Origin of the sequence: Variovorax ginsengisoli, assembly GCF_030486595.1 — a bacterium.
GTDB classification, from domain to species: domain Bacteria; phylum Pseudomonadota; class Gammaproteobacteria; order Burkholderiales; family Burkholderiaceae_C; genus Variovorax; species Variovorax ginsengisoli_B.
This window is the reverse complement of sequence record NZ_JAUJZH010000015.1, coordinates 157,397-183,115: the sequence shown is the minus strand read 5'-3', so window position 1 is coordinate 183,115 and position 25,719 is coordinate 157,397. Positions and strand designations below refer to the sequence as shown.

25 protein-coding genes and 3 pseudogenes are annotated in these 25,719 nt (G+C 67.2%); 14 read left to right on the top strand and 14 right to left on the bottom strand.

Features of this window, described 5'->3' with window-relative positions; all coding sequences use genetic code 11:
• Together QZH52_RS21065 and QZH52_RS21060 are read left to right on the top strand one after the other, a co-directional pair.
• Positions 1 to 187, top strand: a pseudogene (locus QZH52_RS21065) (hypothetical protein); the annotation flags it as partial.
• 192 nt (positions 188 to 379) lie between these two features.
• Positions 380 to 553: a hypothetical protein gene (locus tag QZH52_RS21060; RefSeq protein ID WP_301812543.1), complete on the top strand. Its 174-nt coding sequence runs from the start codon at positions 380 to 382 to the stop codon at positions 551 to 553.
• A 97-nt stretch (positions 554 to 650) separates the two neighbouring features.
• On the opposite strand, the gene QZH52_RS21055 is transcribed toward QZH52_RS21060, so the two are convergent.
• A complete protein-coding gene (locus tag QZH52_RS21055; protein ID WP_301812542.1) occupies positions 651 to 1,778 on the bottom strand; it encodes a sensor histidine kinase in 1,128 nt (375 codons plus the stop codon).
• A gap of 1,010 nt (positions 1,779 to 2,788) precedes the next feature.
• Positions 2,789 to 3,025, bottom strand: a complete 237-nt coding sequence (locus QZH52_RS21050) for a hypothetical protein (RefSeq protein WP_301812541.1) — start codon at positions 3,023 to 3,025, stop codon at positions 2,789 to 2,791.
• Positions 3,026 to 3,146: 121 nt separating this feature from the next.
• Between QZH52_RS21050 and QZH52_RS21045 the strand changes: the two genes are divergently transcribed.
• Both QZH52_RS21045 and QZH52_RS21040 read left to right on the top strand, forming a co-directional pair.
• On the top strand, positions 3,147 to 3,623 hold the full coding sequence (locus QZH52_RS21045; protein ID WP_301812540.1) for a GAF domain-containing protein: 477 nt from the start codon (positions 3,147 to 3,149) through the stop codon (positions 3,621 to 3,623).
• Between the two features lie 16 nt (positions 3,624 to 3,639).
• Positions 3,640 to 3,837: pseudogene (locus QZH52_RS21040) on the top strand (NAD(P)-dependent alcohol dehydrogenase); the annotation flags it as partial.
• A gap of 8 nt (positions 3,838 to 3,845) precedes the next feature.
• Here the strand turns inward: QZH52_RS21040 and QZH52_RS21035 are convergent.
• The 3 genes from QZH52_RS21035 to QZH52_RS21025 form a co-directional block, all read right to left on the bottom strand.
• Complete coding sequence (locus QZH52_RS21035; RefSeq protein ID WP_301812539.1) at positions 3,846 to 4,958, bottom strand: FUSC family protein; 1,113 nt, start codon at positions 4,956 to 4,958, stop codon at positions 3,846 to 3,848.
• An 8-nt stretch (positions 4,959 to 4,966) separates the two neighbouring features.
• Positions 4,967 to 5,416, bottom strand: a complete 450-nt coding sequence (locus QZH52_RS21030; protein WP_301812538.1) for a MarR family winged helix-turn-helix transcriptional regulator — start codon at positions 5,414 to 5,416, stop codon at positions 4,967 to 4,969.
• A gap of 92 nt (positions 5,417 to 5,508) precedes the next feature.
• Positions 5,509 to 6,423 (bottom strand): LysR family transcriptional regulator, encoded by a 915-nt coding sequence (locus QZH52_RS21025; RefSeq protein WP_301812537.1) that lies wholly within the window; start codon positions 6,421 to 6,423, stop codon positions 5,509 to 5,511.
• A gap of 111 nt (positions 6,424 to 6,534) precedes the next feature.
• Here QZH52_RS21025 and QZH52_RS21020 point away from each other — a divergent pair, with 111 nt between their 5' ends.
• Positions 6,535 to 7,515 carry a Bug family tripartite tricarboxylate transporter substrate binding protein gene (locus tag QZH52_RS21020; RefSeq protein WP_301812536.1) on the top strand — a complete coding sequence of 327 codons (981 nt, stop codon included), beginning with the start codon at positions 6,535 to 6,537 and terminating at the stop codon, positions 7,513 to 7,515.
• Here the strand turns inward: QZH52_RS21020 and hisC are convergent.
• Complete coding sequence (hisC, locus tag QZH52_RS21015) at positions 7,512 to 8,642, bottom strand: histidinol-phosphate transaminase (protein ID WP_301812535.1); 1,131 nt, start codon at positions 8,640 to 8,642, stop codon at positions 7,512 to 7,514. The genes QZH52_RS21020 and hisC overlap by 4 nt on opposite strands.
• A gap of 86 nt (positions 8,643 to 8,728) precedes the next feature.
• On the opposite strand from hisC, the pseudogene QZH52_RS21010 reads away from it, so the two are divergent.
• Both QZH52_RS21010 and QZH52_RS21005 read left to right on the top strand, forming a co-directional pair.
• A pseudogene (locus QZH52_RS21010) lies at positions 8,729 to 8,881 on the top strand (helix-turn-helix domain-containing protein); the annotation flags it as partial.
• Positions 8,882 to 8,971: 90 nt separating this feature from the next.
• Positions 8,972 to 9,646, top strand: coding sequence for a LysR substrate-binding domain-containing protein (locus QZH52_RS21005; RefSeq protein WP_301812553.1), 675 nt, complete (start codon positions 8,972 to 8,974; stop codon positions 9,644 to 9,646).
• On the opposite strand, the gene QZH52_RS21000 is transcribed toward QZH52_RS21005, so the two are convergent.
• From QZH52_RS21000 to QZH52_RS20990, 3 genes are all read right to left on the bottom strand, one after another.
• A complete protein-coding gene (locus QZH52_RS21000) occupies positions 9,633 to 10,607 on the bottom strand; it encodes a Bug family tripartite tricarboxylate transporter substrate binding protein (RefSeq protein WP_301812534.1) in 975 nt (324 codons plus the stop codon). The genes QZH52_RS21005 and QZH52_RS21000 overlap by 14 nt on opposite strands.
• 108 nt (positions 10,608 to 10,715) lie before the next feature.
• Complete coding sequence (locus tag QZH52_RS20995; protein ID WP_301812533.1) at positions 10,716 to 11,435, bottom strand: class II aldolase/adducin family protein; 720 nt, start codon at positions 11,433 to 11,435, stop codon at positions 10,716 to 10,718.
• Between the two features lie 5 nt (positions 11,436 to 11,440).
• On the bottom strand, positions 11,441 to 13,108 hold the full coding sequence (locus QZH52_RS20990) for an FAD-dependent oxidoreductase (RefSeq protein WP_301812532.1): 1,668 nt from the start codon (positions 13,106 to 13,108) through the stop codon (positions 11,441 to 11,443).
• A gap of 391 nt (positions 13,109 to 13,499) precedes the next feature.
• Between QZH52_RS20990 and QZH52_RS20985 the strand changes: the two genes are divergently transcribed.
• The 3 genes from QZH52_RS20985 (at position 13,500) to QZH52_RS20975 (ending at position 16,287) form a co-directional block, all read left to right on the top strand.
• On the top strand, positions 13,500 to 13,955 hold the full coding sequence (locus QZH52_RS20985; RefSeq protein ID WP_301812531.1) for a YbaN family protein: 456 nt from the start codon (positions 13,500 to 13,502) through the stop codon (positions 13,953 to 13,955).
• A gap of 102 nt (positions 13,956 to 14,057) precedes the next feature.
• Positions 14,058 to 14,363 (top strand): hypothetical protein, encoded by a 306-nt coding sequence (locus QZH52_RS20980; RefSeq protein ID WP_301812530.1) that lies wholly within the window; start codon positions 14,058 to 14,060, stop codon positions 14,361 to 14,363.
• Positions 14,364 to 14,643: 280 nt separating this feature from the next.
• The gene (locus QZH52_RS20975) at positions 14,644 to 16,287 is read left to right on the top strand and encodes a M30 family zinc metallopeptidase (protein ID WP_301812529.1); all 1,644 of its coding nucleotides are present in this window, start codon (positions 14,644 to 14,646) and stop codon (positions 16,285 to 16,287) included.
• Between the two features lie 23 nt (positions 16,288 to 16,310).
• On the opposite strand, the gene QZH52_RS20970 is transcribed toward QZH52_RS20975, so the two are convergent.
• Entirely contained in the window at positions 16,311 to 17,006 is a 696-nt protein-coding gene (locus QZH52_RS20970) for a FadR/GntR family transcriptional regulator (protein WP_301812528.1), read from the bottom strand.
• Positions 17,007 to 17,191: 185 nt separating this feature from the next.
• On the opposite strand from QZH52_RS20970, the gene QZH52_RS20965 reads away from it, so the two are divergent.
• The gene (locus QZH52_RS20965) at positions 17,192 to 18,076 is read left to right on the top strand and encodes a fumarylacetoacetate hydrolase family protein (RefSeq protein WP_301812527.1); all 885 of its coding nucleotides are present in this window, start codon (positions 17,192 to 17,194) and stop codon (positions 18,074 to 18,076) included.
• A 32-nt stretch (positions 18,077 to 18,108) separates the two neighbouring features.
• Entirely contained in the window at positions 18,109 to 19,092 is a 984-nt protein-coding gene (locus QZH52_RS20960) for a tripartite tricarboxylate transporter substrate binding protein (RefSeq protein ID WP_301812526.1), read from the top strand.
• Between the two features lie 29 nt (positions 19,093 to 19,121).
• Here QZH52_RS20960 and QZH52_RS20955 read toward each other — a convergent pair whose 3' ends face one another.
• Complete coding sequence (locus QZH52_RS20955; RefSeq protein WP_301812525.1) at positions 19,122 to 19,304, bottom strand: hypothetical protein; 183 nt, start codon at positions 19,302 to 19,304, stop codon at positions 19,122 to 19,124.
• 108 nt (positions 19,305 to 19,412) lie between these two features.
• Positions 19,413 to 19,781 (bottom strand): hypothetical protein, encoded by a 369-nt coding sequence (locus QZH52_RS20950; protein WP_301812524.1) that lies wholly within the window; start codon positions 19,779 to 19,781, stop codon positions 19,413 to 19,415.
• 167 nt (positions 19,782 to 19,948) lie between these two features.
• Here QZH52_RS20950 and QZH52_RS20945 point away from each other — a divergent pair, with 167 nt between their 5' ends.
• Positions 19,949 to 20,593, top strand: a complete 645-nt coding sequence (locus QZH52_RS20945) for a HEAT repeat domain-containing protein (protein WP_301812523.1) — start codon at positions 19,949 to 19,951, stop codon at positions 20,591 to 20,593.
• 66 nt (positions 20,594 to 20,659) lie between these two features.
• Entirely contained in the window at positions 20,660 to 23,002 is a 2,343-nt protein-coding gene (locus tag QZH52_RS20940; protein WP_301812522.1) for a fatty acid cis/trans isomerase, read from the top strand.
• On the opposite strand, the gene cueR is transcribed toward QZH52_RS20940, so the two are convergent.
• Together cueR and QZH52_RS20930 are read right to left on the bottom strand one after the other, a co-directional pair.
• A complete protein-coding gene (gene cueR, locus QZH52_RS20935; RefSeq protein WP_301812521.1) occupies positions 22,980 to 23,393 on the bottom strand; it encodes a Cu(I)-responsive transcriptional regulator in 414 nt (137 codons plus the stop codon). The two genes, QZH52_RS20940 and cueR, sit on opposite strands and share 23 nt — an antisense overlap.
• Positions 23,394 to 23,395: 2 nt before the next feature.
• Positions 23,396 to 25,633, bottom strand: coding sequence for a heavy metal translocating P-type ATPase (locus tag QZH52_RS20930; RefSeq protein WP_301812520.1), 2,238 nt, complete (start codon positions 25,631 to 25,633; stop codon positions 23,396 to 23,398).
• Between the last annotated feature and the right edge of the window lie 86 nt (positions 25,634 to 25,719).

Below are 25,719 nucleotides of genomic sequence, written 5' to 3'. Positions count from 1 at the left end.
CGCGCTCGTCAGCCGCGGCATGGATGGGTTTCCGCCGGCGGGCGCTGGCCAAGCAGCCGAGATGCAGGGCGAGGTCGACGTCCCGGACATTGGCCGCGTGCGCATTCGGTACCAGCTGAGGTCCAGCCGCCACCACAAGAACACGCACTGGTTCTGGGCGGCTTTCTTTGCCGAGTTGGTCAGCTAGCGCTTCGAGGGCGCCGCGAGTCGGCAGCGCATTGCCTTACGGGAATACAGGGCCGGAGGCACTGGCGCCGAGGGCGCCCACAAAACACCATCTTGTCACGGAGACGCAGGTCGTGCATGCGCTGCGAAGCAAGTTGCTTCGGACACAACGTGCAAGTCTGCGTGTAACCCAATGGCAACCAACACACGCGGAATGGGCGCAGCATTCGACGATTGGCAGGCGCTCTCCTTGAAGTACGAGGCGGCAATTGAAGCGTTGCGTCGATGCGAACCGGGGGCTGCCGAAGCCCTCATGAAAATTTCGCGCGAGCTACAAACCTGCGAAGGCGCAAATGCAGAGAGGAGTGCGGCTGCGAAGCGCCACTGACTCGGACTTGGCCTCGATAGGTCGAGTGGCCGTATCCGACGACCGCGGTCGCACTGACTGCGCAATCCTGGAGACCTTGGGGAAACGGTGCGATTTGCTAATGAAGCACCCTGCGCGGAAGCTTGATGGTGAAAACGCACCCTTTCCCAGGCAGGTCCCTAACCGTCAAGACGCCTCCATCGGCCTCCACGCTTCGGCGGGCGATGGAAAGGCCGAGTCCCAACCCGCTCTTGTTCTCGCCGACTTGAACAAAGGGCTGGAAGATGCGCGAGGCACTGCCTGGCGGAAGTCCTCCGCACCGGTCCTCGACGTTGACCAGGACATAGTCGCCCTCGGCATGGGCGCTCAATGTGACCTCTGAGTCAGCGTGGGTGAACTTCAGGGCGTTCTGCAGCAAGTTGACCAATGCCGCCAGGAGGCGGTCCCGATTGCCGGAAATGCCCACCGCCGCATCGACATCGTGGACCGAGAGCGTGCAACCCCTGGTGCTCGCGTCGAGCAAGGTGACGTTCCTGGCCTCCGCCACCAACGATGCGACCGAGAAGGCCGTCGCCTGTGGAGCTTCGGCCGTGCCCCTGACCTGAGACAGTGACAGGTTGAGCAGGGTCGCCAACGATGTCAGGCTCCTCTTCAACACCGCTCCGGTCGAGCCCCCGATGGGAAGGCGTCCTGATTCCAGGGCCGCAAACGCCAGCGTTGCAGTGTGCAGGTGATTTCGAAGCTCATGCACAAGCATGCCGAGCCGCTCATTCTCCTCTGCGGACTGTTGGAGAGCGACGCTGGCGTCACGCCAGAAGCCGAATTCGGTGACGGCATCAGCGATGGCGTTGTCCAGGCAGCGGTTCAGCGTCCGGAACTCATCCACCGAGAACGGCGCATCTCGCTCGACGGCGAGGTCCGTGATGGCTTGGCAAAGGTCGCCGTAGTCGTGCACGACCTGGTCCACCGAATAGCCAAGCCCCAGGAGCTCCTTGCCATGCGCAGCCGCGCTCAGCCCCATTTCTGACAAAGCGGCGGCGTCCCCGCCCGCGGCACCGGAAATCCGGAAGCTCTCGTCAACCTCACCGTTGTCCTGTGCTTCCAGCGTTTGAATCAACTGGGCCAGGAACATTGGAATGCCGTTGGCGAGTTGCGCCGCGGTCGCGGCCCGCTTGGGCCGCTGCGCGACCTTGGCTTTGCACCGTGAAATCAGCTCGTCGCGATTGTTTGAAAGAAATCGATGCATCTGGTCCTCCGTCATGGCCCCGGTTCGACAAAGTCGAAGCAGTGGGGAATGCCGGTGTCCCGTGCATGTTCACGAATTCCTGACAATCTTCACATTCTGCGCCCCTACGTGAGCGCGATCGAAACACCTCGCGGAGAGGGCGCGTTGGGGCAGGCGACTGCTATCTCTCAACGAAGTACACGTAAGACCCCCGGAGAGCCAACGAAGTTCCGTCGCTCTGCCAAGCACAAGCGAAGGGCGACATGGAGTGGGCGGGGCTGACGGCCTCGGCTCGAAAGAGTAGCAGCTCCGGCGCCGGGCGAAGCGCCCATGAAAAAGCCCGCCGAAGCGGGCAATGAGAACCCTGAAGTTCTCGGAGGAGGAAGATCCAATGTTGATCTTGCCGGGTGAACTGGGCCTTAACGCGGAAAGCGTGAACGACCTACATACAACATCAACGACTCCGACGTACGCTGGAATGTGATGGTCCGCTGGCGCTGGTAGAGGACGCTTCGGCAACCCACTCGCTGCGAGTGGGTCCTTGATGCCCGTGGCCCATCGCGAACATCACTGCGCGACATTGATATGTCGCTTTTGCAGGCACTCCGCGGAGACGCCCGCCTGGTAATGGCTTGCGGCCCGGGGAGGCCAGTTATCCACAATGTTGCCCACTGCGGCGGTGGACAACCTCTCGCTCGCGGTGGTGTGCTACATGCGATGTAGCGCGCGACAGTTGTACACATTTGTACTACCTGTCGCGATACGTGTCGGTCGACTGATTCAACCGTGGGGCAGCGTCATGCAGCGCCCCGATTCTTTGGAATGAGTGTTTCCCGCTCAGAGGGAAGCGCGGCCGAAATTGATCGATCTTTGGAATATGGAAAGTGGCCGAAACCCGCGTGGTTACTGGGTTTTCCCTCCGGCCTGTCACGCCGGGGGTCGCGGGTTCGAGTCCCGTCCACTCCGCCAGATCGAAGCCCTTGCGAGTCCTTGACTCTCAAGGGCTTTTCTCTTTCCGGCGCCGCGAGCGCTCACAGCGCCTTCAGCCGCAAGCGTCCATCCGCCGTCTCGAACGTATCGGCGCCGGTCCTGTTGACGCTGGCGCCCGTCGTGAGCCGATATTCGGTTTCGACCTGTTCCATCCGCTCGCGCTCTGCGCTCGCGGCGCCAGGGTCGACGAGATCGACATATTTCACGACGACGTGCCGCTTCCCGACCTGGTCGGTGACCGAGATGCGTTCCGCCGGCGTCTTCTTTCTGCTCGGCATGGGGGCCTCCTTTGCTGCGATGCAGCAATTCTGGCGGGGAATCGTGACGCCGTGTGTAGGCAAAGCGCGCAGCGCGCATCCCTAGGCCTGGGGAGACGCGGAGGGTGCAACTGTCTCGTGGTTGAAGCACAATGAAGAGATGACGTGCGTGCGCACTATCGATGCCGTGTCGGAGGCGTTGGACCGGGGTCCCGGTGCGGCGCTCGCGTACCTCAACGATGGCGTACCTCATCGCTTCAGTGCCGTCTACCGGTTTGCCGGGCCGCTGCTCCACAACGTCCTGCTGCACGACAAGGCGGGTCGGATCCGGCCTGAGTTCCTGGCCGTCGTCCCGTTCAGCCGCAGCTATTGCCAGTATGTGGTCAGGGAAGCCGCCTTCCGCACCGATAACTCGCTGGCCGACCCCCGCCTGTTCGGCCATGCCCTGAGAGGCATCGTGGTCTCCTATCACAGCGTGCCTTTGCTCGACCCCCGGTCCGGCCACTTGTGGGGGACGCTGTCCCATTTCGACATGCGCAGCCTGCCGCTCGCCGACGAGGAGTTCGAACTCCTCCAGCAGGCGGCCGCGGTGCTTGCGCCGGTGGTGACTGCACTCTGACGGGTGACTTCGCCGCGGCGATCTCAAGATCGTCAGCACGCTGTGCCCTGGCGGCAAGGAGCGCATGCGCCACTTGATGGACTTGGTGGCCTCCAAGCGTGTCGACCTCAAGCCGCTGGTGACGCTCCGCTTCAAGCTGGACGATATCGAGGCCGCCTACGAACTGTTCGCCAGCCATCGCGACGGCGTGCTCAAGGTGGCGATCACGCCCTGAGCCGCGGATCAGCCGGCCCGTGCGTTCTCGTGGTGCGCGGCCAGGTGGGCCCGGTCGTCGAGCGTCGAGAAGACGAGCGCGAAGGCAATGCCCACCAAGGCGCCGAGCACCGTGTCGAGGACGCGCGCCATCGGCATGCCGGCGCTGGCGGATGGCGCCGCGAGCGAGGTCATGAGCAGGGCCATCGGCGTGACGCAGATCAGGCCGAAGACATAGTTGAAGCCGATCACCAGTTCGGTGATGAACTGCAGCACGATCACGGCCGCCAGCAATGGCCAGAACGTTGGCTGGTTCGCAAGAATCCCCCACGCCAGGGCGGCGCCGATCACGGTGCCGACGGTGCGCTGCACCGCGCGATGCATCGTGATGTGCAGGTGGCTGCCTTGCAGCACCGCCGTGGCGCCGATCGCCGCCCACGCGGGATGCGGCCAGCCGGCGGCCAGGGCCAGCAGTGCGGCGCTGGCCGCGCAGAGCGCGATGCGCCCGGCTGCGTTCCATTGATGCAGCAGCGGCCGCTCGCTGCCCGGGGCCGCGGCCATTGGCGCGTCGGAACGCAGCCGGTCGGTCGCACGGCAGATGCACCATGCGACGGCGGCGCCCGCTGCCGTGAAAAGCACGCGCTCGACGACGGTTCGCCACGCATCCACGGGCCCGACCGCGGCGCAGGCCGCGAACACGAAGATCACCGCGCCGGGGCCGCCGAGCCCCCAGTGGTTCGTGAACCAGGTCAGCGCGCCGGCGAGCAGCGCCAGGCAGATCAGCATCGTTGCCGGTGTGGCGCCGGCGATCGAGGCCAGCGACAGCACGCCGACCGACGCGACAAGGAGCAGGCCCGAGAGCAGCACGACGGACATCCGTCGGCCGGCGGGTGCGAAGCGCCCGAAGAGCGCCGCCAGGGCACCCAGCGCTGGAAAGCCTTCCATGTGCGCCCATGGCGACTGGTGGGTGGCCGCCACGGCGATCAGCACCGCCAGGGAGGTCTGCATGCCGGCCACCGCAGCGTTGCGCAACGAGGGCGGCCTCGCGACCGCGAAGCTCTCGCGCAGGCGCGCCGGTGTCAGCAGGCGGCGCAGCGATGCGCGGCGCGTGCGGACGAGGTCGAGGGCGTGAGGTGCGTGCATGGGGTGTCTCAGTTCATGGCGGCGATGCGGGCCTCGATCCGTTCGAACACGCGCAGCACGACCTGCGCATCCTGCGCGTCGACGTCGGCCAGCAGTTCGGATTCGATGGCATGCAGCCGCTTGCGGATCGATGCCACGGTGCGTCGACCGGCGGGGGTCAGGTGGATCTGCTTCACGCGGCGGTCGACCGCGTGCGGACGGCGCTCGATCAGCGCCTGTTCGACCAGAATGTCCAGCAGGCGTACCAGGCTGGAGCCGTCGAGGCCGACCGCGGCGGCGAGGTCGCTTTGCGAGATGCCGCTGCCCAGTTCGTGCAGGTGCATCAGCGGCGCCCAGGTGGCATCGGTCAATCCGACCGCCGACAGCCGGGAATCGAGCGCCTGACGCCAGCGCCGCGCCAGGCCGACCAGGCGGATGCCGATGCGCTGGTGCGGGTCGGAGGCGCTTTCGTTTATCATGAAATGTATTTTATCATAATCATTTGGATTCAAACTAAATGAGCGAAATGATGGTCGGGACACTGGCAACGCACGGTGGATGGCGTCGCCTTCTAGCCGCCGACGGCGACGAGCTTGAGCACCTGCAGGAATGCGTCGGCCGCCGGCGACAGTGATCGCTCCCGCCGGAAATGAACGCCGATCACCCGCTCGATGGTGGGCCGGATGAGCCGCTGCGTCACCAGCTTTGACTCGCGCGCCACGATGGATGGAGGCACCACGACCACGCCGAGGCCGTTCGCCGCCAACGCCACGGCCGTTGCGAGCAGGGAGACCTCATGCGCAATCTTGAGCTCGACCCCGGCTTCCTGCGCGGCGGCCTCGATGCGGCCCCTGATGCCGTAGCCCGAGCGGACTGTCACCAAGGGAAGCGCGCTCAATTGCTTCCATGTCATCGGGATACCTCCGGGGAACGAAGCCGAGGGGAGGGCGGCCGCGACCAGGGTCTCTCGGATCAGCACCTCCTCACGCAGACTGGATCCGGATCCCTCGAGCGTTCCCACGCCGAAGTCCACATGATTGGCCTCGATGGCGCTGGGAAAGTCCGCCGGCCCGACTTCGTCGATCTCCAGGCTCACGCCCGGGTGCTTGTCCAGAAACTTGCGCATCGCCGGCGGCAGCAAGGCCTGGGCGACGGCGGCGGTGGCCACCACGCGAACTCGGCCTGCATGAAGGCCGGCCAATTCGCTCATCGAGGTCGACAGACCTTCCATTTCCGCCAGCGCTCGCTGGGCATAGCCGATGGCGTGGCTCGCGGCATCGGTCCGATGTACCGCCCGGGTGTGGCGATCGAACAGACTCACGCCGAGCTTCGTCTCCAGTTCGCGCAGCAGCATGGTGACTGCCGGTTGCGTGAGCGAAAGCTCCTGCGCCGCGGCAGAGACGCTGCCGGTGTGGTACACGGCCACGAAGGCACGCAGTTGCCGCACGGAAGGAAAAGAGGATAAGGGTTGCTTATGAATCGCCATAGAAGGATTCATTTTTCAACGGAAGGTCGTTGGACTTTAATTGATGGCCCTCGCTGACAAACAACCGACAGGTCCCGGCATCGACCGTCGGCCTGCAAAAGAGACATTTTCATGAACAGACGCAAAGCAATCATCCGACTGGCAGGCTCCGTCGCCGCAGCCACTGCGGCGGCCAACGTATGGGCCCAGGGAGACAAGCCGATCACGCTCGTGGTGCCCTATGCCCCGGGAGGCACGACCGACCTGCTCGGGCGCATCCTGGCCAGGGAGATGGCTCCCCTTCTGCGCACCACCATCGTCGTGGAGAACAAGCCGGGCGCGGGCAGTGGCCTGGGGGCGACCTATGCCGCACGCGCCCCGGCCGATGGCCGCACCCTGCTCGTGGCGACAAGCACCACGCTGGCGATCAATCCGTGGCTCTACAAGCGCCTGGGCTACGACCCGGTCAAGGATTTCGCGCCCATCGGCATGATCGGCTCCGTACCGCTGGTCGCGGTGGTGAACGCGTCGGTGCCGGTTGGATCGATCGCGGAACTGATCGCTCTGTCGAAAGCCGAGGCGGGCAAGTTGAGCTATGGGTCGGCCGGAAGCGGCAGTCCTCAGCACCTCGCCGTCGAGATGTTCAAGTCTGCCACCGGCGCCGATCTGACCCACGTTCCCTATCGCGGCAGCGCGCTCGCGATGACCGACCTGCTCGGGGGGCAGATCCAGTTGATGTTCAGCGACATCCCGCCGGCGCTTGCGCATGTGCGCGGCGGTCGTCTGCGGGCGTTGGGCGTCACCTCGCCCAAGCGGCAGATCGCGATGCCCGAGGTGCCGACGATCGCAGAGTCTGGCGCCGCCGGCACCAGGGACTTCCAGGCAGTCGCCTGGCAAAGCCTCGTTGCGCCGACGGGAACGCCGCCGGAGCTGATCGCAAGGCTCGCGGCTGCCCTCGAGAGAGTCATGAAGCAGCCGCAGGTCCAGGAGCGCCTTGCCGCCGAGGGTGTCGAGGCGGCAACACTGCCGCCGCAGCAACTCGCCGCGTACGTGAAGTCCGAGACCACGCGTTGGGGCGCGGTCGTGAAGGCGTCGGGCGCCACGATGGATTAGGACGTGTTCACGCCCGATGGCACCGCGAGAATCCTGCCGATCTCGGCCGGCGTGCCGATGCTGATGCGAACCCAATCGGCCAGGCCGTAGGCCGTGACCGGGCGTACGATCAGGCCTTGCTTCTCGAGCCTGCTGGCGAACGCGGCCCCGCCGCCGACGTCGGCCAGGATGAAGTTGGTGTGAGACCTGATGCATCGATACCCCTTCGCGCCCAGGCCGCTGATGAGCGCGCTGCGGCCCTGGTCGGTCATTGCAACGGTCTGTTCGATGAACTCGACATCGTCGAGCGCCGCTATCGCGGCCACCTGCGCGGCGTCGGAAATCGTGAACGGCGACCGGACCCTGCGCATCACATCCGAGAGGCCCGATTGAGCGATGCCATAGCCGATGCGCAATCCCGCGAGGCCGTAGGCCTTGGAGAACGTCCGAGTGACCACGAGATTGGGATGCCGGCGCACCCAGGCCACCGAGTCGCCACGAAGATCGGCAGGCATGAACTCGAAGTACGCCTCGTCCAGCAGCACGACGACGTGTGCGGGTACGCGGTCCAGGAATGCCTCGAGGGCGTCGGGATCGACCACGGTGCCGGTCGGATTGCCGGGATTGGCGATGTAGACAAGGGCCGTCGATGGCTGGATCGCGTCGGCGAGGCCCTCGAGGTCGACGCGGAAATCGGGCGACGGCACCACGGTCGAAGTCGCCCCCAGTTTTTGTGCGGCGTTCACATAGGCCTGGAACGAATACTGCGAGTACGCCGTCGAGCGCCCGGGCTGCAGCAACGTCGAGACCAGGTTGCCGAGTACGCTCTCGGAGCCGGCGCCCACCACGATCCAGTCACGGGGAACATCATGGAACGCAGCGATCGCGTCGGAAAGCGCCGCACAGTCGCTGTCCGGATAGCGGGAAAGATCGATCGCGGCGCGCGACAGCGCGGCCAGCGCCTTCGGACTGGCGCCCAGGGGATTCTCGTTCGACGCGAGCTTGACGATGCGATCCTGTGCAATGCCCGAGCGAGCCGCTACCGCGGAAATCGGAAGACCTGGAACGTAAGGCTTGAGCGCGGCGACGTGCGCCGGATAGGAAATCGGTGAGTTCATCGTCCAATGGTCTTTCAGATCGATATACATTGGCTAGCGCACCTCGCGCTTCGCGATCGCCTTTGGCGATCAGGATCCACGACCTACCCTAGTGCCATGCGACGCAGCAACTTCGCGATCTTCTGGCCGTGGTGTCCCACGGCGGCTACCGGGCCGCGGCGCGTGCCCTGGACGTCTCGCAGGCCGGCCTGACCAAGAGCGTCGCGAAGCTGGAAGAGGAGCACGACATCGTCCTGATCGAGCGCACCGCGCAAGGCGTCGCGCTGAGCGCCGCGGGCGAGGAGTTCGTCTCGTACGCGCGTGCCGTCCTTCAGGAGGCGGACCGGGCGGAGGCGTGGCTCAACCGCGACAGGCGGCCGGTGCCCAAGCAGGTCAAGGTCGGCGCTTCGGTCGAGCCTTCGCTCAGGCTCGTGCCTTCGGTGTTGAAGGACTTCCGCAATGCATATCCGAAGACGACCATCCACCTGACGCAGCGTTCTTCAAGCGAGCTCGTTGCGGCCGTGCTCGACAACCGGCTGGATTTCGCGGTGATGAGGCTCCCGCGGGACGTGGTCTCGGACGACCTGCAGGTACAGCCGCTCTACTCGACCACCGCAGCCATCATGGCGCGCCGCGGGCATCCCCTGCGGGACGCCACGACCGTGAGCGAACTGGTGGATTCGCACTGGATCGTCGTTGGCGATCCTGCGCGCCCCGGGCATCAGGACGAGAGCATCCAGGAACTCTTCCTGCAGCATCGTCTGGGTCGGCCCCGATTTGCCGCTGTTTCCGATTCCGTGTTCGGTGCCATTTCGATGCTGATCGAGTCGGACTGCGTCGCGCGGCTGCCCGCCCAATTGCTGCGGCATCCGCTCACCGCGGGCAGCCTGATCGAGATCCCGGTGCGCGAGCAGTCGATGCTCGCCTACCAGATCGGCATCGTGTCGAAGGCGACCCGCCGGCTCACCCCGGAGGCGGTCCAGCTGGTCGCGATGCTGCGTTCCTATGCTCGCCTGACAGGGGTCCTCGAACTGGACGGCGTCAGTCGGGCTTGAAGCCGGAATCCCTCACCACAGGCGCCCACTGCTGAAGTTCGGCGGCCTGCAGCCGGGTGAAGTCCGCCGAGTCGAGGTAGGCGGTCTGGAGCACCAGCTTGTTGAGCTTTTCCTTCACGTCCGGGTTGGCCATCGCCTTCGCCATCGCCTGGTCGATCCGGGCGACCACCGGCGCGGGCGTCTTCGCGGGCAGGAAGGCGCCGAACCAGCCTTCGACCGGGGCCATCCGGATGCCTTGCTCGGCAAGCGTCGGAATATCGGGTGCCAGCGAGTAGCGCTTGTCGCTGAAGATGCCGAGCACGCGGATCTTGCCGCCGCGCTGTTGCTCGATCTGGTCGACGAGCGCGTCGATCGCCACCGGCAGATGGCCGCCGATCAGATCGGTGACCAGGGGTGCGCCGCCCTTGTAGGCAATGTGCGTCCACTCGATGCCCGTCGTCTTGCCGAATTCCAGCCCGGCGAAGTGCGCGAGACCGCCGGCGCCCGAGGTCCCGTAGTTCGCGTCCTTCGAGCCCTTCATCGCCGCGACGAGTTGGGGTGCTGTCTTGAACGGGCTCGTGGCAGGCACCGCGAGTCCCATCGGAAAGCTCGACAGGCGCGACAAGGGGATGAAGTCTTCCATCACCTTGTAGTCGAGCTGCCCCTCGTACACGAGCGACTGGATGGTGGTCAGGGCATTGGGTGCGATGAGGATCACGCTGCCGTCCGCGGGCGATCGCTTGAGCTGCGACGCCGCGATCCGGCCGCCGGCGCCCGGCCTGTTGTCGACGACCACCGTGGCCTTCAGTTGCTCCTGCAGCGGCTGCGCGATGAGACGCGCAAGCGTATCGGCACTTCCGCCCGGCGGGTACGGAACGACGAGCTTGATCGTCGGCGGAAGCGCTTGGGCGTGCGAGGCGCCGGCCAGGGCGACGAGGGAGAGACCACAGGCAAGCAGAGCGCGCCGAGCAGAGTTGGGCATGACGACTTTCATTGAGTTGGACCTTCGAGATGCTGTCGGCAACCGGCGCAATCTCCTAACCGATATCCCGAATCGCGATTCCTTTTGGTGATCGGATGTCGGGATCGGTCAGAACGAGATGCCGGCGCGCCTGAGCATCGTGTCGAAGATGACGCGGTGGACTTCGCCCTTGCCGGCGACGCGCGTCTCGGGCACGGTGCGCAGGATGGACTCGGGGATCGACCGGTTCGGTCCACTCGCGGTATCCGACGCGAGCTGGATCTCGCAGGCACGCTGGAGTACCCACAGGCGGTTGAAGGTGGTGGGGATGTCGGGGCCGACCACCAGCAGGCCGTGGTTGCGCAGGATCAGGTGGTTGCGCTTGCCCAGCGACTTCACAAGGCGCGGCTGCTCGTCGAGATTGGTCGTCACGCCCTCGTAGTCGTGATAGGCCACGTCGTCATACAGCATGGCGCTGTAGAAGTTGTCGTGGCGCAGTCCCGATTCCTTGGAGGCCACCGCGCAGCCCGCAGTCGTGTGGACATGCATGATGCAGTGCGCATCGTCGCGCGCGGAATGGATCGCGCTGTGGATGACGAAGCCGGCGCGGTTCACCTGTCCGGTGCTCCCGGCACGCGGCGCACCATCGACATCGATGCAGACGAGGTTGTCGGGCGTGACCTCGGCGTAGTGAAGGCCGAATGGATTGATGAGGTACTCGGGCTTCCCCGCCTCTGGCGTGGGCACCCGGACCGTGATGTGGTTGAAGATCAATTCCGTCCAGCCGAGCCAGTCGAACAAGCGGTAGCAGGCGGCGAGGTCTCTGCGGATATTTGCTTCTGATTGCATCGTGATCATTCGTGGTGATTCGGGTCGGCAAAGCAGCCGCGCACGCGATCGACAAGGGCGAGGGCGTCATCCGGGCTGCGGTCGCCCCGCCATGCGACATGCTGGTCCGGCCGTGAAAGCACGAGCGCGTGGCGATAGGCGTCGGGCACCTCGTCGCTCTGCGCATCGAGCACGGTCAGCGGCAGGCCCCTGCGGGCAGCGGCCTCTCGAAGCGGACCGACGTCGGCCGTCGGGTCGAAGCGCAGCAGCGTGTATTCCGGTCCCATGGCGTCGTAGAGCGATCGACCGTCGGCCAGCCAGAAGTGCGGCGTGCGGCATCCTGGCGCGGTGGATGGCGTGAACTGGTCCATCGCATACGAGGGCGCAGCCTCGCCGTCGTAGGCGATCAGCGGTGATGCGTCGTAGTAGTAGCCGAAGTTCAGGCCAGCGCAGCAATACTGCTTGACGTTGAGGTCGTACAGCGCCCGTCCGGTGACCCTGCGGGCTTCCTCGCCGGCGGGGCCGGGTGCCTCGATGCCGGCGGGCACGCCTTCACGCTCCTTCTGGAGCGCGATGGCGTGATTCATTGCGAACCTGGAGACCTGCTCGGTGATCGGCTGGCGCTCGGCTTCGTAGGCGCTGAGCACGCCTTCTTCGGCCCATCCGTTCAGGTGCGCAGCCAATTGCCACGACAGGTTCATCGCGTCCGCGATGCCGGCATTCATGCCGTAGCCCGCCATCGGCACCCACAGGTGCGATGCGTCCCCACAGATGAAGACGCGGCGATCGCGGAACTTGTCGGCGACGAGCCGGCGGCCGATCCAGTCTTCCTTGGAGAGGATCTCGTATCTGAAGTCCTCACCCACGCCGAGGATGGTGCGGATCGCCCAGTCGCGGTCGACGGAGTCGAACTCCAGTTCGTCGGAGCGCAGGTAGTTGTGCAGCAGGAAGGTCTCGCGGCCGTCGATCGCGTAGACATTGCCGCAGCGGCGCGGATTGAGCGAGAAAGTGGCCCAGGCCGGCGTGTTCCCGGTGCGCGACAGCAGATCGGGCGCGCGGAAGTAGGTCGACTGCACACGGCCCACGACATCGGTGCCGGAGAGCTTGGCGCCGATCGCCTTGCGTACCGCGGAGCGGCCGCCGTCGCAGCCGATCATGTACTGGCTGAAGATCCGGACTTCTTCCCCGGAATCGAGGTCGACGCCCCTGGCGCTGACGCCGTGCTCGTCCTGCGTGAACTCGTCGATGCGCGTGCGGCTGAGGATCGTGACGCCCTTGGTGGCCTCGGCGTGTGCGAACAGCACTGGCTCCAGGTAGATCTGGTTGATGCGGTGCGGTGGTTCCGCGGTGGGCCACCAGCCGTCCGGGCCGCTCTTGTCGGTGTAGCGGCTCGCGCGCGAAGGGATGTGGATGCGCGAGAGTTCTTCGCCCGTGAAGGTCGTGCGGTACGACACGTCGTTGGCATGATCGGCAGGCAGGCCAGACTCGCGCATGGCCTTCGACACGCCCAGCCGGCGGAAGATCTCCATGGTGCGCGACGAGACGTGATTGCACTTGACGCTCGGCGGCTCGCCACGGTGGCGTGTTTCGGCGACGATGACGGATATGCCCCGCTGCGCCAGGTCGGTGGCCAGCGTCAGGCCGACCGGCCCGCCTCCGACGATCAGTACTTGCGCCTCGATGTTCTTGGTCATGCTCTGTTCTGCGATAGGGTGGGATTTCCGTGATTAAAGTCAAAGCGAGGACGGAAAGAAAATCAATCTTTCGCCTTTGATTCATCAGCAAGTCTTATTCACCGCAAAGCGCTGATCTTGGGGGCCGCTCGTGCCATGAAAAAAGCCCGCTCGAGGCGGGCTTTCAGGAATGTGGCCGTGGGCACTTACGCGGCCCACGTTACGGCAAATGTTCACTTGCGGAAGTCACCTGTAGTTTTTCTCGTCGTGGTGGCTTCGACGCGCCGGCGTGAGATGCGGCTTGCCTGCGCAGGCAACCGAAAGAGGCCAGGGCATTTCGGGGAAGGGCGGATTATAGCAGAGTCGGCTTCGGGTTAACCTCGGGCCTCGATCAATGGCCGGAGGCGATCCGATGGAAGAGGGCAGGCGGGACAGCGGGGACAGGCCGCAGAGCGGCTCCCGGCGCGAGCCCGGACGGCTGCTGAAACCTTTGTGGCTGGCCGCCGGCTGGCTGAGCCTGGCGGCCGGTTTCGTCGGCATCTTCCTGCCGCTGCTGCCGACCGTGCCCTTCGTGCTGCTCGCGGCCTTCTGCTTTTCGCGCGGCAGTGCCCGCTGCGAGCGCTGGTTGCTCAGGCATCCGCGCTTCGGGCCGTGGGTCGAGGACTGGCGCGCGCACCGCGCGGTGCCGCTGCGTGCCAAGCAGTTGGCCACCGCGATGATGGCCGTCGGCTCCGTGGTGGCCGGTTTCCAGTTGCCGCCGGCCTGGTGCTGGGTGCCGGCGGCGTGCTGCGCAGCGGTCGCAGCCTGGCTCTGGCGGCTGCCGACCAAGGGCGCGACCGCTCCCGCAGACGCTGCAAAGCCCCCCTGACAGCGGAAAGAAAGCGCGTTTCCAGGGGGAATGAGGAGAAGGCGCATGGAGTCCATGCAGAGGGGCTTGTAACCAAAAGTGTTATTAGTCATAATGCCTTACATGCACTCCACCCGCTCCTCCCAACTGCAATGGTCCAACAAGGGACTGCTGGGCATTCTCCGGGCCACCCGGGGGGCGCCCGCGGCGCGTCCCGCGCGAACGGTAGAAGACCCGCCGGAGCCCTTGAGCGCTGAGGAACTGAGCGAGATCGCCAAGAACTGGCGCAGCCGGTCAGGCGAGGACGAGGGTCGGGCGGACACCGTGGCCCAGGCGCTCGAATCGTTGGCACACCACCGGCGGGTTGCCGCCACGCGCAGCCGCGCCCAGATCGTCGGCCAGCGGATCTCGGCGTTCATGAAGATCTGACCTGAAGGGGTCAGCCCATTCCTTTGCCCTTCTTGCCTGGCCACGCCGCATAAAGCAACGTCGGCGCAAATAAAAAGTCCTCCTCACTGCAGATTTCCGTTCGGCGGTCGATATCCAGTTGCAACCTGGAAATCGAGCGCCGACGTGGCGTCCGGTCCTCGGGCTGTGCGGGGTGGAAGCGTTCCTCCTCGCAGAACCGTGCAACGAGGAGTAGAAGAAGATGCGCTGCAGATCACGGGCGGAATCGCCGTGGAGTGCGGCCGCCATGCTGGCGGTCGCCATGTCCCTGTCCGCCTGCGGCGGTGGCGGTGGTGGCGGTGGCGGGGGCGGTGGCGGCATCGCGGTGCCGGTCGCGGCCGCGCCGCCCGCGACGGTGAAACCCGCGGATGGCGCACCGGTTTCGACCTCCTGCAGTTCCTGCAGTCAAGTGGAAGTCGCCACCTTTTCAGGTTCGGGGACCAGCATCTGGCAAGGCGTCAACAAGTCGCAGGTCTCGGCGGACGTCCCGGTGTCGATTTCGGGCCTCGACGGCCAGACCGTGACGCTGGTGCTGACCAACGAGAGTGCGGCCGACCAGTCGATGGGCGGCCTGGTCGTGCGATCGAACAGCGAGCGCAGCATCGTGGCGAGCAAGGCGGTCGTGCAGGTTGACGATGGCGCCGAAGCGCAGAACATGGCGATCGGCGAGTTCAATCGGGCCGGCTTCGACAAGCTGCTCGGTGCGCCGTCGAAGGACCCGATGGCGCTGTCGAAGTCGGTGGCGGCTTCCCCGCCCTATGCCGTCGCCGACCAGCGCCAGATCTACCTGTACGACCATTCGCAGCGAACCGTGCAGATGGTGACCCAGCGCAGCGCGAGCGACGGCACCATGGTCAACCTCTGGGTCGAGGTCAGCGAACTGAGCCCGTCGCGCATCACGCCCGAGCTGGCCCAGCGCATGGAAGACAAGTTCGCCGCGCCGGGCGGCATCTACGACCTGCTGGTGCGCACCGGTGGTCCGCTGTGGGGGGAGCATCCCTATGGCGAGCTGATCGCGGGCAGCGGTCAGCCGGTGGACATCTTCCTGGTCAACTTCGACGGCAACGGCAAGCCGTACGGCACCATCGGCTATTTCTGGGGCATGAACAACTTCAAGAAGGACGCCGTCGACCGGACCTGGAGCAATGAATCGCTGAGCCTCTACCTCGATGCCGAGTCGCTCTATCTCGACGGCGAGGCCGGCGTGAAGCAGATCGCGACGACCATGGCGCACGAGGGCATGCACATGCAGAACTTCTATCGCCGCAGCGTGAAGATGGGTTCGAAATACGCCTTCGCCACCTGGCTGGAAGAAATGTCGGCACTGATGATGGAGGACTGGGCCAGCTTCAATATCGACCCCAGCCACAACGCGATTCGCGACTCGCGCTTCCCGTCCTACCTGGCCTACAACGGCGCCGGCAGCTACAACTGCATGCTGTCCGAGTGGACGCCGATGGGCGCCAACTGCGAGAGCTATGCGCTGACCGGGTCGTTCGGCGGCTTCCTGAATCGCCAGCTGGGCCTCGACTTCTACAAGTCGCTGCTCAACAGCACGGGCATCGAGGACTCGACCGCCATCCTCGAGGCGGCCATCAAGTCGCAGCGCCCGGCCTCCGGCATGGGGCAGGAACTGCGCCGGTTCTCGGCCACCGCGGCCGGTGTGATTCCGCTCGGTGCGGGTCTGGCCGAGTACAGCATGCCGGCCCGCAGCGAAGGCGGCTTCAGCCTGCCGGCGATCGACCCGTCGAGCCTCGGCCGCGACAAGCGGGCCCTGCCGCAGGCGGTGCCGGACTGGTTGCGCAAGACGGGCAGCTTTCCGGTGGCGCGCCCCAACGTCAAGGGCACCTACACCGAGACGGTGCGCGTGCCGGCCGGAACCACGCTGTCGGTGGTGGTCAACTAGCTTCGGGCGGCAGCGCCCGAGCGCTACGAACCCAGCAGGTTGCGGCGCACGTGCAGCAGATGGTCCCGGGTGCAGGCCACGGCCCGCGCCAGGTCGCGGTCGGTCAGCGCACCGACCAGCTGGCGGTGTTCGATCTGGTAGGAGTGGCGCCGCTCCGGCGTCAGGCTGTGGCGCTTGAGCGCACCCCAGTCGTCCTGGGCGCGCGCCTGGTTGATCAGCTGGAAGATGTGGGTGACGAGCGAGTTGTGGGCGGCCAGCGCGATGGTTTCGTGCAGTCGGCCGTCCCAGAGCTCGAACGCTTCCATGCTGTCCGCGGCTTCCGCCATGTCGCAGCAATGCGCCATCTTCGCAAAGTCGCTCTGGGAGGCGTTGCGGATGATCATCTCGACGATGCTCGGCTCGATGGCGAGCCGGGCCTCCATGAGTTCGGCGGGGCTGACCGAGCCCGAACCGTTCGCCAGCGCCGCGGCCGCTTCAAGGGGCGAACCGTGGCCCAGGCTGTCCAGCGCGAAGTCTTCGCTGACGTAGGTGCCGCTGCCGACGGTCTGGGTGATGAGCCCCGCCGCCTTGAGCTGCGCCAGCACGCGGCGCACGGTCGAACGGCCGATCCCGAATGATTCGCTGAGCTGGCGCTCGGTGTCGATCCGGTGCCCCTGGCGCCATTCGCCGGACTTGAGCTTGCCCAGGATTGCGTCCCTCAATACCGCCGCGTGGTCCATCGTTGTTCCCTTGAATCGGCGAAATCATACCAAGTCATGCATGAGCAGGGACCTTGAAAAAACCAATTGAACCCAATTATCCGGGCACATTTTCGTTGCATTCCATCGGAATGCGCGACCAAATTGGTTCTAGAATTAACCAATTGAGTCGAATTGGGTCGACTCAATGAACCATTTGGAGTGTCATGAAAATCGGACGTGTTTCCCATCAGGGTCGGGTGCGGATGGTGGTGGTCGACGAGGCCAGCAGCAAGGTCGCCTTCATCGGCGGCAGCTTGTCGAACCACCCGAATCCGGTCCAGGCCGTGATCGAGCGCCGCATCACGGCGAGCGAACTCGACGCGCTCAAGGAGGGCGAAGCCTCGTTCTCGGAAGTCGGCTTTCTGGCGCCGATCCCGGTGCCGGTGCGCAACATCTTCGCGGTCGGCAAGAACTACACCGAGCATGCGGCGGAGTTCGACAAGAGCGGCTTCAACGCCACCAGCAGCGGCGCCGCCGCCGTGCCGGCGTTCCCGCAGATCTTCACCAAGGCGACCACCTCGCTGGCCGGCCCGACCGACGACATCCGCTTCGATCCGGCCCACACGGCGTCGGTCGACTACGAGGGCGAGATCGGTGTCGTGATCGGCGCCGAGTGCCGCAACGTCGCCCCGGCCGATGCGCTCGGCAAGGTCTTCGGCTTCATCGCCCTCAACGACGTGACGGCGCGCGACCTGCAGAAGAACCATGCGCAATGGTTCCTGGGCAAGTCGCTCGACACCTTCTGCCCCCTGGGGCCATGGATCTCGACCGCGGACGAATCGCCGGTCGAATCGCTCGAAGTCCGCACCTGGGTGAACGGCGAACTGCGCCAGACCGGCGTGCTGACCGACCTGATCTTCGACGTCCCGACCTTGATCGCGACCTTGTCGAGGGCGATGACGCTGCTGCCGGGCGACATCATCGCCACCGGCACGCCGGTCGGGGTGGGCATCGGCCAGACGCCGCCCAAGTTCCTGCAGGACGGCGACCTGGTGCGGGTGGCGGTCAGCGGACTGGGTGAGCTGAACAACCGCGTGCGCACCCTCTGAGTGGCGGATTCCAAGAACAACGGAGACAACCGATGACCGATTCCAAGAAGCCCTGGGGGCTGCTCGCCCTGGCGGCGGCAGCACTGCTGGCGGCCGCGCCGGCCGGCGCCGAGGACGCCTATCCCGCCAAACCGATCACGATGATCGTGCCCTTTCCGCCTGGTGGCGCCGCCGACATCGCGGCGCGGCCGGTGGCGGAAGCCATGGGGCGCTACCTGAAGCAGCCGATCGTGATCGAGAACAAGGCCGGCGCGGGCGGCGGCATCGGCATGGCGCAGGTCGCCAAGGCCAGGCCCGACGGCTACACCGTGCTGATGGCCCTGTCCTCGATCGTGGTGCTGCCCGAGGCCGACGCCATCCTCCAGCGGCGGCCGATGTTCGAGCTGTCGCAGTTGCGGCCGGTGGCGCGCTTCACCGCGGACCCGGTGGTGCTGGTGGTCCAGGCCGACAGCCCCTGGAAGGACTTCAAGCAATTCACGGCGGCACTGCGGCAGAAACCGGGCGGCTACACCTTCGGTTCGTCCGGGAACTACGGCACCATGCATGTGCCGGTCGAGCAGATGAAGGCCGCGACCCAGACCTCCATGCTGCACATCCCCTACACCGGCGCCGGTCCCGCGGTGGTGGCGCTGCTCGGCGGGCAGGTGGATGCGGTGGCGACCGGGCCGTCGACGGTGGCGGCCCACATCCAGGCCGGCAAGCTCCGTCCGTTGGCGCAGTGGGGCGAAGGGCGCATCCCGACCCTGCCCGACGTGCCCAGCCTCAAGGAGCTGGGGGTTCCGGTGAGCTACTCGCAGTGGACGGGTGTGTTCGTTCCCGCGTCGACGCCGGATGCCGTGGTGGCCAGGCTGCGGGAGGCGGCGAGGTTCGCTGCCGGCGATGCGCGTGCGGCGCAGTCGCTGCAAGCCGCCGGGACCTACTTTCAGTACCTCGATGCGGCGGAATTCGAGCCCTTCGTGACCCGGGACGCGCAGTCGATGGCCAAGGTCGTCGAGCGGATCGGAAGGGTCGAGTAGGGGCCGATCGGCGCCCCGTCGGCCGCTGCTTATTGCGCGGAGGCGACCGAGGTCGTCCCGCCGGTCGGCGTGGTGGGCGCCGTGGCGTCCGCCACGGCGGTCACGGCCTCGACCAGGCGAAGCTCGCCTTTGGCGGCCTCACCGCTGACGATGCCTGCCGCCGATGCCAGGGTCACCGCCCCGGCCAAGATGAAGTTCCATGTCGTGTTCATTGCTGCCTCTGTAGGCATCGATTGTGCGACTGGCAAGCGGCGCTGAAACGGCACAAAGAGAACAGCAGTGTTCGCTCGATAGAAACAATGACAGGGTGTCGCCGTGCCTCACTGGGCCGTCGCCGCCGCCAGCTTGGCGCAGGTGTAGCCCGGCTCGACCGAGCGGAAGCGCTCGACCACCATCTGTTCGCGCGCCGGTCCTTCCATGGCTTCGCGCACTTCGAGCCGGCCGTCGAAATTGACCAGCAGCGGGGCCGCGGGCTCCTTGAGCCATGCGAGGTAGCTGCGCTGCAGGGCGGCCGCGTCCGCCGTCATCGCCAGCGGCCAACGCTGGCCGCTGGCGCAATCGGTGAACAAGGCGGCATCCGCGAAGTAGACCAGGTCGCCGCGCCAGTGGACGGGTTCGGCATGCAGGCCCGCCGCCAGCGACAGGAGGGCGCCGGCGGTCCAGGCCGCGATCGGGTGGGGTCGGGTCATCCGGATCTGCCTTTCAGGTTGCGTGCGCAAGGTTTTGCGCGAACAGCGCAATTTACCCCGAGCGCGGACACCGGCGATGCGCGGGAAAATTCGAAGTCGTGCCGTTGTTGCGGCGCGCCGGCAGGCGGATGATGCCGTTCAAAAGGAGCCCAGGCGATGAGACATGGATGGGACGACAGTCCGGCGCCCCGCGTGCCGTCGAGCAGGCCATGAGCGCCGCGGCAGGCGATCTCGGGGGGCTCGATGCGCCCGACCCGACCGATCGCGCCCGTGCGCTCGCCACGCTGGTGGTCGCCGGCCGGGCGTCGACGGCGGTGCTGCTCGACGCGCTTCGAAACGGCGATGCCCGGATCCGCGAGAAGGCGGCGCAGGGCCTCGCCGAGATCGCCGACCCGCGGGCCGCCGACGCCCTGCGCGCCGCGCTCGCCGACAGCGATCCGCTGGTGCGCGGTCGCGCCGCCCAGGCGCTGGCCGCGATCGGCACGCCCGATTCGCTCGACGCGCTCGCCCGGACCTTCGACGACCATCCCGACGAACTGCGGACCCCGCACACGCTCGCCACCTACGTGCTGATGGCGCGCGGCGCCGATGCGCTGCCGGTGATCGCCCCGCTGCTGGATGCGCCTGCGCCGCTGACCCGCCAGCGCGCCTTCGCGGTGCTGCAGGCGGTGGTCCCCATGCTGCCCGGCGTCGATGAATGGGGCCCGCTCTGGCGCTCGCTCGGCGCCTTCGACCCGGACGACCCCGACGCCGCCGCGCGCAGCGCCGCCGCGGCGCAGTGGCGGCGATGGATCGAGGCCCGCGAACCCTAGCGCCGCCCAAGCAGCAGGGGTGGCGGGTACATTGCGTGATCCACCATCGAAGCCGAAGGCCAACGCATGCGTCGTGTCGCGTCCCTGATCCTGGTCGTCCTGCTCGCCGCCTGCACGACCGTCGCGCTCCAGCGCTTCGACGAACTCTACGGGCCGGCCGACCCGACGCGCTTCGACCACCCGTTGGCCCCGCCGCCCGGCGAGTCCTATGCGCAGACCGTGCAGCCGATCCTCGACCGCCGCTGCGTGGTCTGCCATGCCTGCTACGACGGCCCCTGCCAACTCAAGGCGACGGCCTGGGAGGGGCTGGCGCGCGGTGCCAGCAAGACCCCGGTGTATGACGCCTCGCGTCTGCTGGCGGCGCAGCCGACGCGGCTCTTCGTCGATGCGCAGCAGCCCTCCGAGTGGCGCGACCTGGGCTTTTTCCCGGTGCTCAACGAGCACACGCCCACGCCGGAGGTCAATCGCACGGCGGGCCTGATGCACCGCCTGCTGATGCTGAAGGAAAGGCACCCGCTGCCGACCCGGGGCACGGTGGGCGGCGGGCTCGATTTCTCGATCGATCGCGCCGCGATGTGCCCGGCGGGCGCCGAGATCGACGACTACGAGCGCAAGGCGCCGCTCGGCGGCATGCCCTTCGGCCTGCCGGGGCTGAGCCCGTCCGAGCTCGGCGTGCTGACCCGCTGGATCGAGCGCGGCGCGCCCTTCGAGGGCGCGCCGGCGCTGCCGCCGCTGGCTCGGCAGGGGATCGCGATGTGGGAGCGCTTCTTGAACGGCGATTCGCTGAAGGAGCGGCTCTTCAGCCGCTACGCCTACGAGCACCTGTTTCTCGCCCACCTGTATTTCGACGACGATCCGCAACGGCAGTACTTCAAGATGGTGCGATCGGCGACGCCGCCGGGCGAGCCGGTGCAGTTGATCGGGAGCCGCCGCCCGGTCGACGCCCCGGGCGTCGAGCGCGTCTACTACCGCCTCGTGCCCGAGCGCGAGACCATCGTCGCCAAGACCCACATGCCCTACGCGCTCGGCGCGGCGCGCATGGCCCGCTGGCGCTCGCTGTTCCTCGACGCGCCCTACACGGTCGATCGGCTCCCGGGCTACAGCGCCGACACCGCTGCCAATCCCTTTTCGACCTTCGCCGCGTTGCCGGTGAACGCGCGCTATCGCTTCATGCTCGACGAGGCGGAGTTCACGATCATGGGTTTCATCAAGGGTCCGGTGTGCCGCGGCCAGATGGCGCTCGATGTGATCGAGGATCGCTTCTGGGTGACCTTCCTCGCGCCCTCGGAGGGCAACGACCAGGCACAGGCGGACCTGCTCGCGCAAGACGCCAACCTGCTGCGGCTGCCGACCGGCCGCAGCACCGAAGAGGTGGTCACGCCGTGGCTGCACTATGCGCGGCTCGAGAACGAGTACCTGCGCGCCAAGTCGGCGTTCCTGGCCCGCAGCCTGGGCAGCCCGCAGAACCTCGACCTGCGCCTGCTGTGGGATGGCGATGGCCGCAATGACAACGCCGCGCTCACCGTGTTCCGGCACTTCGACAGCGCCAGCGTGGTCAAGGGGCTGGTCGGCGAGGCGCCGAAGACCGCCTGGGTCATCGGCTATCCGCTGCTCGAACGCATCCACTACCTGCTGGTCGCCGACTACGACGTCTTCGGCAACGTCGGGCACCAGCTCAACTCGCGCCTCTACATGGATTTCCTGCGGATGGAGGGCGAGTTCAATTTCCTGGTCCTGCTGCCGCAGGCGCAGCGGATCGCGACCCGCGACCTCTGGTATCGCGCCGACAGCCAGGCCACGCGCGAACAGGTCTATGGCGGGCCGTCGACCACGCTGGCGCTTGACAGCGGCATCCGCTACCAGAGCGCCGATGCCCGGCTCGAACTGCTCGGCATGATCAAGGCGCGGCTGGCGCCGGTGCTGGACCGGGGCTTCGAACTCGACCGCGCGCCGCCGGACTGGCGGGCGCCGCTGCAGGAACTCGGCGCGGTACGCGGCGCTTCGCTGCAATGGCTGCCGGAGGACGCCGCACTGGTGGTCGAGGCGCCCGGCGGCGCGCCGGCCACCTTCAGCCTGCTGCGCGACACCGGGCATGCAAGCGTGTCGCACCTGCTCGGCGAGCGCAAGGAGCTTCGCCCCGACGAGAACGCGTTGACGCTGGTGCCCGGCGTGATCGGTGCCTATCCGAACGTGTTCCTGCGCGCCAGCCCGGCGCAGCTGCCGGCCATGGCCGAGGCGATCCGCGGCCTGAAGTCCGAGGCGGACTATGCGGCCTTCGCCGAGCGCTTCGCGGTGCGGCGCACCAACCCCGGCTTCTGGACCGTCAGCGATGGGCTGGTCGAGCGCTACCGGCGCGACCAGCCGCTGCAGGCGGGCGTGCTCGACCTCAACCGCTACGAGAACCGCTAGCGCCCAGTTCGTCGAGGATCGGGCAGTCGGGCCGATGGTCGCCATGGCAGCAGTCCGCAAGGCGCTCCAGCGTCCGCTTCATCGCCGTCATCTCCTCGATCCGCCGGTGCAGGTCGGCCGCATGGTCCAGGGCGATGCGCTTGACGTCGGCGCTGGCGCGGCCCTTGTTCTGCCACAGCTTCAGCAGCTCGGCGATCTCGGCCATGCTGAAGCCCAGGTCGCGCGCCCGCCGGATGAAGCGCAGCGTGTGCACGTTGCTGTCGGTGTACTGCCGGTAGCCGGCATCGGTGCGGGCCACGTCGGGCAGCAGGCCGAGCGATTCGTAGTGCCGCACCATCTTGGCCGACACCCCCGAGCGGGCCGCCGCCTCGCCGATGTTGAAGGGTTCCATGGCTACCCGACCTGTCCTTTCCAGCGCCGCAGCAGCAGCGCATTGCCGACCACGCTGACGCTGCTGAAGGCCATCGCGGCGCCGGCGATGACCGGGTTCAGCAGCCCGAAGGCCGCCAGCGGAATGCCGACCACGTTGTAGGCGAAGGCCCAGAACAGGTTCTGGCGGATCTTGGCGTAGGTGCGGCGCGAGATGTCGATCGCATCGCTGACCAGCGCCGGGTCGCCGCGCATCAGCGTGATGCCGGCGGCGTGCATCGCGACATCGGTGCCGGTCGACATCGCGATGCCGACGTCCGCCGCGGCCAGTGCCGGCGCGTCGTTGATGCCGTCACCCACCATGGCGACGCGCATGCCTTCGGCCTTCAACTGTTCGATGATGGCGGCCTTGTCCTCCGGCAGCACCTCGGCGCGCACCGTGTCGATCTTCAGCAGCCGGGCCACCGCCTCGGCGCTGCCGCGGTTGTCGCCCGACACCAGCGCGGTGCGGATGCCTTGCGCATGCAGCCGCGCGATGGCGGCCGCGGCGCTGGCCTTGGGTTGGTCGCCGAAGGCCAGCAGGCCGACCAGGGTGGGGCGGTCGCCCAGGTCGGCCAGCCAGGACACGGTCCGGCCTTCGGACTGCAGCTGCTGCGCCCGCTCGCCGAGCCTGCCCAGCGGCACCGAGAGCTCGCGCATGTAGCGGCCGCTGCCCAGCCGCAGTTCGCGCCCGCCGACCTCGGCCGCGACGCCGCGCCCGGCCACTGCGCGCACCGCGTTCGCGCGCCCCGGTTCGATGCCGGCCTCGCGAGCCGCCGCCAGCACCGCGCGGGCGAGCGGATGCTCGCTGCCCGACTGCAGCGCTGCGCTGGCCCGCAGCAGGCCATCGCGATCGCCGTCGACCGCCTCGCAGGCCACGAGTTCGGGTCGGCCCTCGGTCAGCGTGCCGGTCTTGTCGAAGGCGACGACGCCGACCCCGTGCGCCACTTCCAGCGCCTCGGCGTCCTTGATCAGCACGCCATGGCGGGCGGCGACGCCGGTGCCGGCCATGATCGCGGTCGGCGTCGCCAGCCCGAGCGCGCAAGGACAGGCGATGACCAGCACCGCCACCGCGTTGAGGATGGCGCTTTCCCACGCGCCGGTGCCGAGGCCCCAGGCCAGGAAGGTCAGCAGCGCGATGCCGATCACCACCGGCACGAAGACGCTGCTCACGCGGTCGACCAGGCGCTGGATCGGCGCCTTCTTCGCCTGCGCCGACTCGACCAGCCGGACGATCCGCGACAGCGTCGTCTCGGCGCCGATCGCGGTGGTTCGCACCAGCAGCAGCCCTTCGCCGTTGACCGAGCCGCCGGTCACGGTGTCGTCCACCTGCTTGGCGACCGGCAGCCCTTCGCCCGTGATCAGCGATTCGTCGACGTCGCTCCGGCCTTCGACCACGCGGGCGTCGACCGGCACGCGCTCGCCCGGCCGGATGACCACCAGGTCGTCGATGCGCACTTGCGCCAGCGCCACGTCCTGCTCGACGCCGCCGCGGCGCACGCGCGCATGCTCGGGGCGCAGCGCGTGCAGCGCGCGGATCGCCTCGGTGGTCTGGCGCTTGGCCCGCGTCTCGAGCCACTTGCCGAGCAGGACCAGGGTGACGACCACCGCCGAGGCCTCGAAGTACAGGTGCGGCGGCATGCCATGGCCGGCATGGGCGAAGAGCAGGTACACGCTGAGCCCGTAGGCGGCGCTGGTGCCGAGGGCCACCAGCAGGTCCATGTTGCCGGCGCCGGCCTTCAGCGCCTTCCAGCCGGCGCGGTAGAAGCGGGCGCCGAGCCAGAACTGGACCGGTGTCGCGAGCACCAGCTGCATCCAGGCGGGCAGCATCCAGTCGCCGCCGAAGAGCAGCCCGGCCATCGGCAGCACCAGCGGCGTCGACAGGATCGCCGCGGTGGCGACCCGCCAGCCTTCGTTGCTGCGGCGTGGCGGCGCGGCCGCGGCCGCGTCTGATGTCGGCGCTTCACCCTCGAGATGCGCCTGTCCGACGCCATAGCCGGCTTTCTCGATGGCGGCACGCAGGCTGGCGAGCGCCACCGAGCCGTCGGTGTGCACGCTCGCCTCCTCGGTCGCCAGGTTGACGCTGGCCTCGGTGACGCCGGTCACGGCGCCCAGGGCCTTCTCGACCCGTGCCACGCAGGATGCGCAGCTCATGCCCTCGATCGGCAGCGACCATGCCTGCAGGCCGGTCGCGGCGGCCGGCATCGCCAGGGTGGTGTTCATTCGGAAATCCTGTCCTTCACAAGCCGCCTTCGCGGGATGAAAGGAAGTGTCAACCTTACCATGATGGAAAGGTCAAGCGGGCGGCC